At 42.8% G+C, this 13,793-nt stretch carries 10 protein-coding genes; 7 read left to right on the top strand and 3 right to left on the bottom strand.

Annotation, left to right across the window (positions count from 1 at the left end):
* Positions 1–185: 185 nt before the first annotated feature.
* Positions 186–1,556 (top strand): magnesium transporter, encoded by a 1,371-nt coding sequence (gene mgtE, locus BMX56_RS08745; RefSeq protein ID WP_090646157.1) that lies wholly within the window; start codon positions 186–188, stop codon positions 1,554–1,556.
* 82 nt (positions 1,557–1,638) lie between these two features.
* Positions 1,639–2,136, top strand: a complete 498-nt coding sequence (locus BMX56_RS08740; RefSeq protein ID WP_090644628.1) for a DUF5362 family protein — start codon at positions 1,639–1,641, stop codon at positions 2,134–2,136.
* Between the two features lie 77 nt (positions 2,137–2,213).
* Here the strand turns inward: BMX56_RS08740 and BMX56_RS08735 are convergent, their stop codons facing one another.
* The gene (locus BMX56_RS08735) at positions 2,214–2,546 is read right to left on the bottom strand and encodes a DUF3276 family protein (RefSeq protein WP_090644623.1); all 333 of its coding nucleotides are present in this window, start codon (positions 2,544–2,546) and stop codon (positions 2,214–2,216) included.
* A 166-nt stretch (positions 2,547–2,712) separates the two neighbouring features.
* Positions 2,713–4,500, bottom strand: a complete 1,788-nt coding sequence (locus tag BMX56_RS08730) for an ABC transporter ATP-binding protein (protein ID WP_090644619.1) — start codon at positions 4,498–4,500, stop codon at positions 2,713–2,715.
* Between the two features lie 445 nt (positions 4,501–4,945).
* Between BMX56_RS08730 and BMX56_RS08725 the strand changes: the two genes are divergently transcribed.
* A complete protein-coding gene (locus BMX56_RS08725) occupies positions 4,946–5,170 on the top strand; it encodes a DUF6965 family protein (RefSeq protein WP_090644615.1) in 225 nt (74 codons plus the stop codon).
* Positions 5,171–5,283: 113 nt separating this feature from the next.
* Here BMX56_RS08725 and BMX56_RS08720 read toward each other — a convergent pair whose 3' ends face one another.
* Positions 5,284–5,769, bottom strand: coding sequence for a nuclear transport factor 2 family protein (locus BMX56_RS08720; protein ID WP_177183758.1), 486 nt, complete (start codon positions 5,767–5,769; stop codon positions 5,284–5,286).
* Between the two features lie 785 nt (positions 5,770–6,554).
* Between BMX56_RS08720 and BMX56_RS08715 the strand changes: the two genes are divergently transcribed.
* The 4 genes from BMX56_RS08715 to BMX56_RS08700 all read left to right on the top strand — a co-directional run bounded on the left by BMX56_RS08715 (position 6,555) and on the right by BMX56_RS08700 (position 13,749).
* A complete protein-coding gene (locus tag BMX56_RS08715; protein ID WP_090644606.1) occupies positions 6,555–8,057 on the top strand; it encodes a hypothetical protein in 1,503 nt (500 codons plus the stop codon).
* A gap of 18 nt (positions 8,058–8,075) precedes the next feature.
* A complete protein-coding gene (locus BMX56_RS08710) occupies positions 8,076–9,530 on the top strand; it encodes a hypothetical protein (protein WP_090644601.1) in 1,455 nt (484 codons plus the stop codon).
* Between the two features lie 15 nt (positions 9,531–9,545).
* Positions 9,546–13,298, top strand: a complete 3,753-nt coding sequence (locus BMX56_RS08705; RefSeq protein WP_090644597.1) for a DUF5977 domain-containing protein — start codon at positions 9,546–9,548, stop codon at positions 13,296–13,298.
* 112 nt (positions 13,299–13,410) lie between these two features.
* Positions 13,411–13,749: a hypothetical protein gene (locus BMX56_RS08700; protein ID WP_143065405.1), complete on the top strand. Its 339-nt coding sequence runs from the start codon at positions 13,411–13,413 to the stop codon at positions 13,747–13,749.
* Positions 13,750–13,793: the final 44 nt, after the last annotated feature.

Genomic DNA, 13,793 nt, shown 5'->3' with positions numbered 1-13,793 from the left:
TGACCATGGTTAAAGTTGACTATTAGGCCTATACTTTCCATCGACTATGGTCTATGGACTATCGACCAAAAGGCTGCAAAGATAACAGAATTTTTTGCCCGATTATTTGAAAAAATAAACGACTTTTGCCCTCGTTAAAAAACAGGATCACATTAATAATACGATGTAAAAACGAGGGCATTTATATGGAAGAGATGGTTGAGCAAATAGAATTGTTACTGGAACAGGAAGACAATACCCAATTACAGGAATATTTGAACAGCCTTAATATATCGGATGTTGAAGAACTGATTGATGAACTTCCTGAACACGGCCCTTTATTTATCGAAATACTTTCGCTTAACCGCGCCGTTAATGTATTCCGTATCCTGGATTTCCCTACGCAGGAGCGCATCATTAAAAAGCTATCGGGCCCAAGGGTTGCCGAATTGGTTAACGAACTCCCCCCGGATGACCGTACCGCCCTTTTTGCCGAATTGCATGGCGACGCTGTTAAAAAACTGATCCTTCATTTATCACCAGAAAACCGTAAAGAGGCATTGTCGCTTTTAGGTTACGAAGAAGATAGCGTTGGGCGTTTGATGACACCCGATTATATCGCCGTTAAAAAAAACTGGGATGTTACAAGGGTGTTGTCGCACATCCGCCGGTACGGTAAAAACTCCGAAACCATCGATGTAATTTATGTTATTGACGAAAATGGAATTTTACTGGATGATATCCGTATCCGCGAAATACTATTGGTAAAACCCGAAACCAAGGTATCTGACCTGATGGACGGCCGCCTGATAGCCCTAAGCGCCAGCGACCCGCAAGAAGAAGCTATCAATATTTTTAGAATGAATAACCGCACAGCTTTGCCGGTTGTTGATAAAGAGAATATTTTGTTGGGCATAGTAACTGTAGATGACATTTTATGGATAGCTAATGAAGAATACACAGAAGATATTCAAAAAATAGGTGGTACCGAAGCTCTTGATGAGCCGTACCTTGATATCAACTTATTCCGGCTGGTAAAAAAACGCGTTGGATGGCTTATCATCCTGTTTCTTGGCGAAATGCTTACCGCTACAGCTATGGGCTATTTTGAGGGCTCGATTGAAAAAGCGGTGGTACTGGCCCTGTTTATTCCCCTCATCATATCAAGCGGTGGAAACGGCGGCTCGCAGGCATCAACCCTTATTATACAGGCCATGGCCCTGGGCGAAGTTACCGTTGCCGACTGGTGGTTGGTGATGCGCCGCGAAATCATGTCGGGCCTGATGCTGGGCGCAACCTTAGGCGTTATTGGTTTTGCCCGAATCTACATCTGGCACCTGTTTTCGCCTGTCTATGGCCCTCATTGGATCCTGGTAGGTTTTACCGTTGGCAGCGCCCTTGTAGGGGTAGTTTTATGGGGATCATTAGCTGGCTCAATGCTGCCATTGATACTCAAAAAATGCGGCGCCGACCCTGCAACCTCTTCCGCCCCGTTTGTGGCCACATTGGTAGATGTTACCGGCCTGATCATCTATTTTACAGTTGCCATAATTTTCATGAAGGGGACAATGCTGTAGTTTCATTGCTGTCAAAATTATTTTTTGCTTAAATATTTATATACCTTTAGTACAATAAATACTTAAACTTAAAACACTAATAATGGAAACTGACGAAACCTACATCACCCCTCCTGGTTCAACCGAAATCATTCTGACAGCCGAAGCGCAAAGCTATTTACTATCGGCAGGTAAATGGGCTACGTTTTTAGGTATCCTGGGCTTTATTTTTTGTGGCTTATTTGCTTTATTAGCCTTATCAATAGGCACCATTTTTTCAAAAATGGCCGAAACGATGCCATACAATCCCGGCCTGAAAATGATGGCAGGTTTTGGCGGCGGCGTTACTATTTTTTACCTGTTAATTGATCTGCTATACTTTTTCTTCGCGCTTTATATTTACCAGTTTGCGGTGAAAATAAAGGCAGGTGTAAACTTTAAGGATACAGCCCACATAACAGCCGGGCTGGGCAAGCTAAAATCGTTTTTTAAACTATGGGGAATTGTAACCATAGTTTTCATTTGCATTTACGTATTAGCAATAGTATGCTTTGTAGTATTTGCTGCAACTATGGCAAAAGATATGTCTGCCGGAATGTAATAGTGCTTCATTAAAATAAAAACCCTGCCTTAAGGGCAGGGTTCAATTATATTAGTTTAGCGTTAATTCTTTTGTTGTTAAATCTCAAACGAAAAATCCTCATCGGCAGAAGCTTTGGCAACTTCAGGACTTTCACTATATTCATAGCGCTTTTCCACTACATCCTGGTTAGCCCTGATGTAGTCAACAGTATCTTTCAAACCTTCGGCAAATTTTTCAAAATCTTCTTTGTATAAAAAAATCTTGTGTTTAATAAAAACGCCGTCTTCCAAACGCTTTTTGCTCTCTGTAATTGTAACATAATAGTCGTTTGAGCGGGTTGCTTTTACATCAAAAAAATACGTTCTTTTCCCGGCTCTCACCTTTTTAGAAAATACCTCTTCACGTTCTCTATTGTCAAAATCTCCCATAAATATCCCTGAAATTAGTTTTGGTTGGCATAAATATAAATAAAAATTCAAAGTGCAAGTATTTTATTCGTTTTTATTGCAACTTTTAAAACAAAACAATGATTTTTTTGTGCGCAAGTTAAATTTATTATTGCTGCGAAACTTAGATGTTCGTCAACCAGAAGAGTTAGGCGTTCTGCTCTTCTTCTAACAGCTGCTTTTCATACAGTTCAAAATAGGTCCCTTTAAGCTGCATCAGGTATTCGTGGTTACCATGTTCAACAATTTCGCCATTATCCATCACCAGTATCTTATCGGCATTTTTTATGGTTGATATGCGGTGCGCTATAATGATGCTGGTTTTACCCTGCATAACACGGCCAAGGTTATTCAATATTTCCTCTTCGGTACGGGTATCAACAGCCGAAAGACAATCGTCAAATATCAATACCTGGGGGTGCTTAAAAATGGCCCTGGCAATAGATAATCGTTGTTTTTGCCCGCCCGACAGGGTTACGCCGCGCTCGCCAATTAAGGTGGTAAAGCCGTGCTCCAGCTCCATAATGTTATTGTAAACAGCGGCATCCCGGGCGGCCTGTTCTACCAACGGCAAATCAAGCACATCGGCGCTGAAAGCGATATTGTTGGCAATAGTATCGCTAAACAGGAAAACCTCCTGCGGCACAAAGCCAATTTGCGACCGATAACCTTCCAGGTTAAGTTGTTGCAATGGCATGCCATCTGCCAAAACTTCGCCGCCCGTAGTATCATACATACGCATAACCAGGTTGGCAATGGTTGATTTGCCCGAGCCTGTGCGCCCAATAATGGCAACCATTTGCCCCGGATCAACCTTAAATGAAACGTTTTTTAAAGCCCGGATGCCGGTATCAGGATAAGTGAATGATACATTATCAAATTCAAGCGCCCCTTTAATAGCATGTACTGGCGCCTTTGACGAAATGATCTCGGGCTGCTGATGCAAAAATTCATTGATCCGTTTTTGCGAAGCAGCCGCCCGCTGCACCAGCGAAGTTACCCACCCCAGGGCAATCACCGGAAAATTGAGCATATTCAGGTATACAATAAACTCGGCAATATTGCCCGATGTAATATTGCCTTTCATTACCTCTACCCCACCCACATACATGGTAATTACGTTACTCAGGCCAACCAGCAACAACATAATGGGGTAAAACATTGCCTGCACTTTGGCAAGGGCCATCGAATGCATTTTATAATTTTCGCTTTCGGCAGCAAATTTTTCCCGTACAAAGGCTTCCCTAACATAGGATTTGATTACCCTGATGCCAGAAAAATTTTCCTGCACAAAACTCGACAATCCCGACAGCCGTTCCTGGATCTGTTCGCTCCGGTAGTTAATTACATTATTCACATAGTAAATGATCCCCGCTAATACAGGCAGCGGCAATACCGACCATACTGCCAGCCGCACATTTACGGTAAGCATGGCATAAATTACCATTACAAACAGCACCACGGTATTGATGGTATACATAATGCCCGGCCCAAGGTACATGCGCACCCGGCTTACATCTTCGGTAACGCGGTTCATCAGGTCGCCGGTGTTGTGGCGGCGGTAGAATGCCAGCGACAGGCGCTGGTAATGGCTATAAATTTCGTTCTTTAAATCATACTCTATATGCCTGGACATCAGGATAATGGTTTGGCGCATAAAAAACAGGAACAGGCCCCTCAACAAAGCCAGCACCAGTACCAGCACGCCAAACAGCATCAGGCTGCTGCCAAAAATATCATAGATCATACCCTGCCGGTTAAAGCCGGCAAAAAGGTGGTAGGCGCCAATATTCTCGGTAACCAGGTCGAAGGCTACGCGGATAACCTGGGCCGGCAGTACACCAAAAATATTGGATATAATTACAAACAGCACTCCCGGGATTAGCCGCCAGCGGTATTTGTAAAAAAACTTATTGAGGTATGCGAGGTCTTTCATTTATGCTGACCAAAAGTATTAAAATTTGAGGGGATTGTTGGCGACCGAAAAGTAACATTGATGTAAGAAAACAACAAGTGTAAAGGCGAAAGGTAAAAGGCGAAAGGTCGGGTCACGCATCTAATTGGGTTAACATAACTTAACACTTTTCAGGTAAAATATTTATAAATATTTAATAATCAATATCTTATATTTTAACATGGTTAACACTAAACTGATAGCACAATTTAGGCGCATCCAGGGTACTTGTGCCTGTTGTTGGCCAATATAAGTCCCTTCGGCAGCTTGATCATTTAACCACAATCAGCCAGTAAAAAAAGATGTCGTTTGATGTTTATATCGTCCCGACGACATAAGCTCATTCCATTACTATTTTGATGATTTGCCCTGGGCGAAAAGTAAAAAGGCCTAACCGATTACCGGATTGCTTTTTTACCTTTGCGGCATGACAGAGCAGGAGTTGACAGCTTATTTTGAAACCGCAGATTTACCCCAAACTTTAAGAATTGACAGGGCAACCACCCAGCACGACGTGAAAGAAGCCGTGGCCCGCAACCTGGAAACCATGCGCACCGAAGTTAAACATGCCGGCGCCAGGCACCGCCTCATGCGCATCATCAATGCGCTCGAGCATCCTTACGACGGGCCGGAAATTCCTGGCCGCTGGTAGCCTACACGCAATTGAGGCAGCCGGAAAACAGTTAAAAAATATCAAATAACAGCAATAAACAAACAACCATCTCCGGTTATTAAGCCATTGGTTTTAAAAATTTACAGTTTTTATCAATGCCCAACGCTCACAACCCGGCTAACCTTCCATTGGCCGTTTTTTAACTGCCAAACGTGTATAAATTTCATAACGCCAATTACCGGCTTACCGTTTTCGGTATGGGTAAAACGGTGGGTGCCCATTTCAATAGCGCCGAAACCCGGCATGGGATACACCTCCAGGCTTTCGGGCAGCAGGTCGCGGCGCAGGTCAGCGGCTTGTTTGTTTTCAAAAATACCCTTAAAGCCGGCCATAGTGCCATCATAACCGGTAAGGCCCTTGCCATCATTATAAAACTCCACATCGGCAGTAAATAAGCCCTTCATCACATCCAGGTTGCGGTTATTAAAGGCATCAAACATTACACTATCCATATGTGCAATAGTTTTAAACAATGCGGCATCCTTAGGCCTAAAAACAGCAGATTGGGCCTTAGCGCTAAAACTGCCCGCGAGGGCAAACATTACCGAAAAAAATATGCGTAAAAATAAACGGGGCATTGTCATAGCTAAAAGTATTAATTATACAATGTAGACGCATGCCACCACACCGTAGTTACGGATAATCAAAAATATTCCAATACACCACATTTTGAAGCCCGATCGCCAAGAGGTTGGCAAATCTAAAACCCGATTGCACCCGCCTCGGATACCATTAAAGATCTTTTCCCCCACGGCCCATTTTTAACTTTTAACTTACCTAATGGCGTTGCCTGCGGCCCGGGCTATCCGTTCCAAGTCCTCGCAGGCCGGGGGCGCACAAGGGCCCGCGCATGCTGTGGGCTTTCCACTGCTATCCCTAACGCGTTTTTATCTTGCTGGTAATCAAGCACTGACAAAGCAGTGTCACCATCGTTTTTAACCCGGCCGTTTAAATTTGCAGCATCCGGGCAAGAGATTTAGGGATTCAAGAAAAAGTTGAACGAGTTTAATATTAGGGCGCCAATCCTTCTTTCCATGCCCCCTAACTCTTAACCTCCAATAGACGCATTTATATTATTAATTAAATATAAAAATATTTATCTCCATTTCTTTTGCAATTCAATTCAGATAGCTATTTTAGTACGGCCTAACAACCTTATCAAAATGACGACACCCACTAAATCAATTGCCATTAAAGTACTACCCGGCTTCAAAAGCCCTGGATCCCGCATGTTTTCACCAACTGTATTTATCCGGAATTACCGCATTGTCAGCATGAATTATCCTTGTTAATTCACGCCCTGGCTGTGCCTGTTTAAATTATTAAATCAACTTATCATTCGATATTATCCCCTTTTTTAATCATGAAAAAATCAATACTTATCACTATTTCTTTTCTTTTAGTTTCTGCATTTGTGCATGCTCAATGGTCTACAGGTACAAATATTTACAATACCAATAGCGGCACTGTCACCTTTGGATCGGCCGCACCGTATGTCGTCAATGCAGCTGCTGCTCTGTTCCCTTCGTCTACTCCCAAATTTGAATTTTTCACAGGCGTTGGCGGCTCTACACCCTATGCCGATATGATTACAGTTAGGCATCCGGGTGTTACTTCAGATGCTATTTCACGCCAGATGGGTATCATATTTAAACTATCGAGCGAAAGTTCAACATACGAAACCGATAAAATGGGCGGTCTTTTATTCGAGAGTGCCAACGCGTACGCCAACGCTCCTACTATGAGCCTGGTTACGGCTAATGTCCGTCGCCTAACTATCGGCGCAAATGGTAAAATTGGCGTTGGTACAACCACCCCTGCCTATCAATTTCACTTATATAATAGCGGTGCTGCTGCTGACTTTGGCTTCGATTCATTCAACAGTAATATCTATTTAGGATCTCGCCTGTATTTTGGGCGTTCCCGCGGCACATCCACCTCTCCCCTTGCTGTGCAAGACGGAGATTTCCTTGGCTTTCTTGATTTTTATGGTCATGATGGCACCGCAACACAGCGTTCGGGCCAGATCATTGCCCAGGTAGATGGAACACCGTCAAGTGGAATTGTTCCCGGGGCGCTCCGGTTTACCACCGCAGGTGCCGATGGCATCAACAGGGACCGAATGCGGATCAGTTCGGCTGGGAACGTAGGTATCGCTACCTCGGCACCCGTTTCTACATTTCAGGTTAATAGTACTATCAGTAAATTTTCTGTGGGTGGTGCAGGCGGCCCCGACCTTAATTATGGTACATCTTATATAGGTTTCAATGCTGCCCGAATAGGAACTGGTTCGGCATCCTCAAACTGGACAATTGACGGGGACGGCTCCCACAATGGCGGCGGTGTAATTTATTCCGATGTTGCTGGTACGGTATACATTACCCCTATCGTTTCAACCGGAGCTACCACACAAACACTTGCCGATGCTGATATTAAAAGCAAGGCTGCTTTGCGGGTTAGCGGTACGGGGAATGTAGGCATAGGTACAACAGACTATGGAGCCTGGACCCTCAACAACTCCACTTATAAACTGGCAGTAGGTGGCAGCATGATCGCAACTGCAGTAACAGTAAAGCTTGTTGCCAACTGGCCCGATTACGTTTTCAAAAAAGATTACACGTTGCCTTCATTAACCGATGTAAAAACTTATATCGACCAAAACCAGCACCTGCCCGAAATCCCATCGGCGCAGCAAATGGAAAAAGAGGGCGTTAACCTGGGCGAGATGAATAAGCTGCTGCTTAAAAAAGTGGAGGAGTTGACGCTGTATTTGATTGAGAAGGATAAGCAGGACACTGAAAAAAACAAGCTGCTACAAGCACTCCAGGCCCGGGTAAGTGAATTGGAAAAAAATAACTCGAAATAAATTAAACCCCTAAACCAAATGAAAAAAAATCTATTATCCCTTGCCGTAATGCTTTTCAGTTGCCATTTTTCTTATGCCCAATGGACTACAGTTGGCACGGTAACCACCACTACCAACACTGTTGGCATTGGTACAACCACGCCTGCTTACCCATTTCATATATACAACACTACAACAAGAAGCACCAACAGCGGCTCATATGCCGATTTTGGCCTTGAGTCGTTCAACAATACCGGCTACCAGGGTTCGCGCCTGTATTTCGGTCGTTCGCGGGGTACAGCGGCTGCTCCTTTGGCTGTACAGAACCAAGATAACATAGGCTGGCTTGATTTTTTTGGCCACGATGGCACTGTTTTGCAACGTTCGGGCCAGCTTATCCTCCGGACCGACGGAACTCCGTCAAGCGGGGTTGTACCCGGGGCATTCGTTTTCACTCTCGCTGGTTCAGATGGCGTTAATACCGAGCGGATGCGGATCGGCTCAAACGGAAATGTGGGAATTGGCACTAATTATCCTCTTTACAAACTTGATGTAAATGGAAATGCAAATTTTGGCGGTGGCTCTGCTGCGGGCAGAACCGTTCAAATAAAGGGCGCTGGGGCAGCTTCCCCTAATGGAGCAGGAGGGCTTTTACTACAAACAGCGCCAGGAGGAGGATTAGATATATTTGCTACATCTACCGATGCAAACCCCGTATGGGACTTCAGAACATTTGTTTCTGAAGATATGTCATTCAGCCCGGGCAGCACCGAACGGATGCGGATCAGTTCCGCCGGGAATGTGGGCATTGGCACAACAAGTCCCGCTGCCCCTTTGCACGTAAGTAAACTGATGACGCCGGGCGCTGTTACCGAGATGCTTCGTTTAGAAGTTAGAGGAAATAACAGCGATGAACTGGCCGGCGAAGGCGCAGCTATAAATTTTTATACGCCCGTAACTCCTTCGCCCGATGCTTTGGGAGCACAGATATACACGTTTAGGGAAAGTGCGGTAAATGCTACTTCAACTACTTCATTGCGCTTTGCCACCAATAATGCAGGAACCGTATCAGATAAACTCGTTATTTCGGGCAGCGGCAATGTGGGCATAGGTACAACTGATAACTCAAACTGGAACCTCGCCGGCTCACAGTATAAATTGGCGGTAGGCGGCAGCATGATTGCAACTGCAGTAACAGTGAAGTTGGTTGCCAACTGGCCCGATTATGTTTTCAAAAAAGACTACACACTGCCATCCCTAACCGATGTAAAAACCTACATCGACCAAAACCAGCACCTGCCCGAAATTCCATCGGCTCAGCAAATGGAGAAAGACGGCGTTAATCTGGGCGAGATGAATAAGCTGCTACTTAAAAAGGTGGAGGAGTTGACGCTGTATTTGATTGAGGAAGAGCAAAAAAACAAGACTCAACAAGAGCAGCTTAACCGGTTGACAGAACAAGTTAAATTATTAACAAAACAAAAAACTCAATAAGATTCAAGCTTTTTTATGAAACAGAAAATTATATTCATTTTCTTTCTTATCCTTTCCGCATTCAGGATAACGGATGCATTTTCACAAACGAATGATAATTTGAGTTCATTTGTTCCCGCGGTCTCTCAAAATCTTGGGATAACAAATGGGCTTACAAACGTTAACGCAGACTATTATTCGGGGCGGTTAAGTTACACTTCGCCTTTAAATAATGTGAATATATATGGGATTAATTTTCCCATATCGTTAAATTATTCTACCACCGGGATAAAGGTGCAGGAGGTATCCGGTGTTACCGGACTTGGCTGGACAAGTTCATTAGGCGGCGAAATAACAAGAGAAATACATGGCATACCCGACGATTGGTACTATGGTTATTGTGGGACCGACAGAACAGGTGGTCGAAATTATAGTACCCTTAACCAGGATTATATCGATAAAGTCAGCGCAGGTACCTGGGATAGTCAGCCCGACAAGTTTTACTTTTCATTTTTAGGCTTTACCGGATCTTTTGTGATGGACCCAGACGGAAATCCTTTATTGCTTTCCAATCAAACAGGTATAAAAATAGACTATTGTCCTTTCAAAAGAGGACAGGCCACAGCACCGTCAAAATGGGTTTTAAGAGACCAGAAAGGTAATCAATATTTCTTTGAGATAGCTCAAAGCACAACAAATTTGGTTCATCAACCACAGCAAAATCAATATCAAACCTACCAATCAGCCTGGTACATCACTAAAATTATTACTGCCGCCAATCAGGAAATAGATTTTGCTTATACAAGCGGCGCTAATATAGCTTATACTGATTATTTAAATATCCGCAGAATCGATAAACAACTCAATGGCCCAACAACGTTGTTTAGTTGTCTTGGAAAAAAACATACTGCCGACACCAGCTACAATCAAAATGTCGATATCTCTTATCAACCTTATTATTTAACCGGAATTTCGGGCAATGGGGTTAATATCAACCTGGGTTATGGCAGCAGATTGGATTTTACAACGGGCAAAACATTGACGGATATTTCGGTAGTGTACAATAACAGGGCTACAGCAAGCTACAAACTTAATTATAGTTATTTTACATCAGATGACGGAACAGGTACGAAGCGACTTAAATTGACAAGCGTTAACCAGGTTTACCCAGGCAATATCATGAAAACTTTATTCAGTTTCTATTACAACGAAACTGTAAATCTGCCTGCCCGAAATTCATTCAAAACGGATTATCTTGGGTATTACAACGCGAATGCCCAAAACTCTGATCTCAATGGGTTTGCAGATAAAACACCTAATCAAACTAATGCACAGGCTAATGTTTTACAAAAAGTCAAAGATATTTTTGGAGGAAGCACTAATTTTGAATATGAGCTTAACTATTACAGGCAAAGCAATACAGATATTGCCGGGGCCGGGCTACGAATAAAGCGAATTTACCAGAAAAAAAGCGATTCTGATACAGAGATACTTAACCAAACAACTTTTTCTTACACACTTGTCGGCACGACTAATTCAAGTGGACAAGTATACTCGTTTTATTCGCCTTATTCGTCGTCATCTTTTTATGTTTACTGCAATGATAACAGCGGCGCAACTTATTATTATTCATCAGAAGCCCTTGATGCCTTTGCAGATGGCAACAGCGCAAATGTGGGGTATTCACAGGTTACTGCAACAAAAGCAGATGGCAGTTCGATACGTTATACATTGACAAACTATTTGGATTACCCTGATAAAAATGTTGTATATAATACTTATAGCAATAATGCTATTATCTTTAGTAATAATGACCAAAGCAATCTTAGTAGTTACAGTAGTAAACCAAGATCCTCTTACTTATTTGCCAGAGGCAAAATATTAAAAGAAGATGATTTGGACTCAGGTGGTCAGCCCGTAAAAACTGTAACCTATGCCTACTCATTAACCGCCCCGAGCGGACTGGTTGTTGGAATTACACCAGCAATTTCAAGTTATAATCTTGGTGCAACATATTTTGACGTTACCGGATATAGTTATTCGACACAGGATCTCCGACTTGATTCAAAAACAACAACGTATGCCAAGTCAGGTGTCAATCAGCAGAGCGTTACAGAAAGTTTCGTTTATACGGGCTATGCAGCTAATCTAATCCAGAATATTATTTCTACGGGAAGCTCTGGCCGGTCAGATAAAGTTACTTTTCGTTACCCATTTAATGTTATTCCAGCTACGCCAGGCAGCGCGCCTCCGATAACTTTACCGCTTACTTATATGGTTTACAATAACATTATTGAAAACCCCGTCGAGGTTATTCATTCGGTAATTAGAAACGGCCAGGCAAAGGTTGTATCAGCCAATATCACAAAGTACGGTGCTACCGATTACAATATACTCGCACCGTCTAAGGAGCTTAAATCAGAATTTAAATATCCTGTGCCTGAAAGCGAATATGTTACTTATAGTGTTGCTTATAACGGAAATGCCGAAGTAGAAACAATCGATAGCCGGTTGAAACCATATAAGCTTTATACCAGATACACCCCAAATAACATTTTAGCAGAGGAGCAAACAGTCACTATACCGGCAGCGGTTAATGCTTATATTTATGGCTATAATGGTATTTACCCAACGGCGGTAATTAATAACGCAAGTATAAGTAATGTGGCCTATTCCAGCTTCGAGTCAAATGATAAAGGCAATTGGTCCTACAGCGGGAACCCGGTATTTGACTTATCGTCCATAACAGGAACTAAATATTATGATTTGTCAAAAGGGGCAATAACTAACAATAGTCTCAGTTCGGCCACCACTTATATCATTACTTACTGGACAAAAAACTTAGCTGCATATGCCATTTCGGGAACACAGGGTACCCCAGCCTTACTGGCCAGCAGAAACGGATGGAATTGTTACCAGCACATTATTAAAAATATTAGCGGCGTAACTGTTTCCGGGTCTGGCTATATTGACGAATTAAGACTTTATCCAGTTGGTGCAAAAATTGCCACATCAACTTATGAGCCGTTGATAGGGATGACCAGTAAAAACGACGAAAATAATCAAATCACTTACTATAGCTATGATGAATTTAACAGGCTGCAATATATAAAGGATAACGAAAAAAATATATTACAGGCATATTGTTATAATTTTAACGGAGAGCCGGGCAATTGCTTTACCACGGTGACAAATCAATCAAAATCCGCTTCGTTTTATAAAATTGATTGCGGGCCCGGGTATGGAGGATCATCTGTTACTTACACTGTGCCTGCAGGAAGATATATAGCCGGTACGCAACAGGCAGCAGATGGATTGGCGCAAATTGAAATTGACCAAAATGGGCAGGGCTTTGCCAACGTTAACGGAACTTGTTCGCCACAAACTGTTTATGCCAGGATAGAAATGTCTAATTTTACCGGTGAAAATACCAGCGGAAGCGGGGGAGAGTCTTCCAGTATCTCAAGAGCCGATATTTACATCAGGCTATATACTACTGCTGATTGTTCCACGCCCTTTGCACCCCACGTACCTTTACCAGTGGTGGTAGCCGAAGGTTATAGTTCGTCGACACCTTATAATGGTTCTACGTCTGGCTCCGATAATGTGACCATTTCGATCCCGGCAAATCAGTCGTCGTTCTTTATGGGTAATGTAGTGCTTTCCAGCTACGCTACATACATTGATCCCTATTCCGGCTCAGGATACGTAACCGAAAGCTATGATTACACTTACGATGTAACTGCAAACGGGGCCTATTATACACCTGCCAGCACAATTTCAAACTAATAAAAACATGAAAAAGTTATTTTATATCATCATCACATTGTTGTTTTTGGGACCCTTGTGTGCACAATCTCAAACAAATTTGAAGGCCGACTCAACATATATAACAAGGATAATGAACGATTTAAATATCGACAATGCGCTTGCTGTTAAAGTTTGTGCTGCTATGCGCACAAATGAATCTGCAATACAGACAATCATAAAAAACACACGCCTAAGTCTGCAGGAAAAACGGGAGCAATTTCTGACATTAAACAGCGAGAGGGAGCAGAAAGTAAGGGCTTTGCTTAACCCGGAACAAATCGAAAAGCTCTCCAGAAGCATGATGAAATATATCGGCAAAAAACATTTGATAAGACAGGATAGCATTTGGGCTTTAAAACAGCAGGAAAGAAGTTTTCAGCAACAGGGTAGCAAAAGAACGCAGGATTCAGAAGCGCCGGTAAGCCAATAACCTTCAAAAATTTAAAATTTAGTTAATTAAAAAAGCGAACAGAT

The organism is Mucilaginibacter sp. OK283, from assembly GCF_900110415.1.
Classification (GTDB): Bacteria; Bacteroidota; Bacteroidia; order Sphingobacteriales; family Sphingobacteriaceae; genus Mucilaginibacter.
This window is presented reverse-complemented; position numbering and strand designations above follow the sequence as displayed.

Excerpts from the sequence above, each read along its gene's own strand:
- mgtE (WP_090646157.1), top strand. The coding sequence starts at position 186 with ATGGAAGAGATGGTTGAGCAAATAGAATTGTTACTGGAACAGGAAGAC.
- BMX56_RS08740 (WP_090644628.1), top strand. The coding sequence starts at position 1,639 with ATGGAAACTGACGAAACCTACATCACCCCTCCTGGTTCAACCGAAATC.
- BMX56_RS08735 (WP_090644623.1), bottom strand. The coding sequence starts at position 2,546 with ATGGGAGATTTTGACAATAGAGAACGTGAAGAGGTATTTTCTAAAAAG.
- BMX56_RS08730 (WP_090644619.1), bottom strand. The coding sequence starts at position 4,500 with ATGAAAGACCTCGCATACCTCAATAAGTTTTTTTACAAATACCGCTGG.
- BMX56_RS08725 (WP_090644615.1), top strand. The coding sequence starts at position 4,946 with ATGACAGAGCAGGAGTTGACAGCTTATTTTGAAACCGCAGATTTACCC.
- BMX56_RS08720 (WP_177183758.1), bottom strand. The coding sequence starts at position 5,769 with ATGCCCCGTTTATTTTTACGCATATTTTTTTCGGTAATGTTTGCCCTC.
- BMX56_RS08715 (WP_090644606.1), top strand. The coding sequence starts at position 6,555 with ATGAAAAAATCAATACTTATCACTATTTCTTTTCTTTTAGTTTCTGCA.
- BMX56_RS08710 (WP_090644601.1), top strand. The coding sequence starts at position 8,076 with ATGAAAAAAAATCTATTATCCCTTGCCGTAATGCTTTTCAGTTGCCAT.
- BMX56_RS08705 (WP_090644597.1), top strand. The coding sequence starts at position 9,546 with ATGAAACAGAAAATTATATTCATTTTCTTTCTTATCCTTTCCGCATTC.
- BMX56_RS08700 (WP_143065405.1), top strand. The coding sequence starts at position 13,411 with ATGAACGATTTAAATATCGACAATGCGCTTGCTGTTAAAGTTTGTGCT.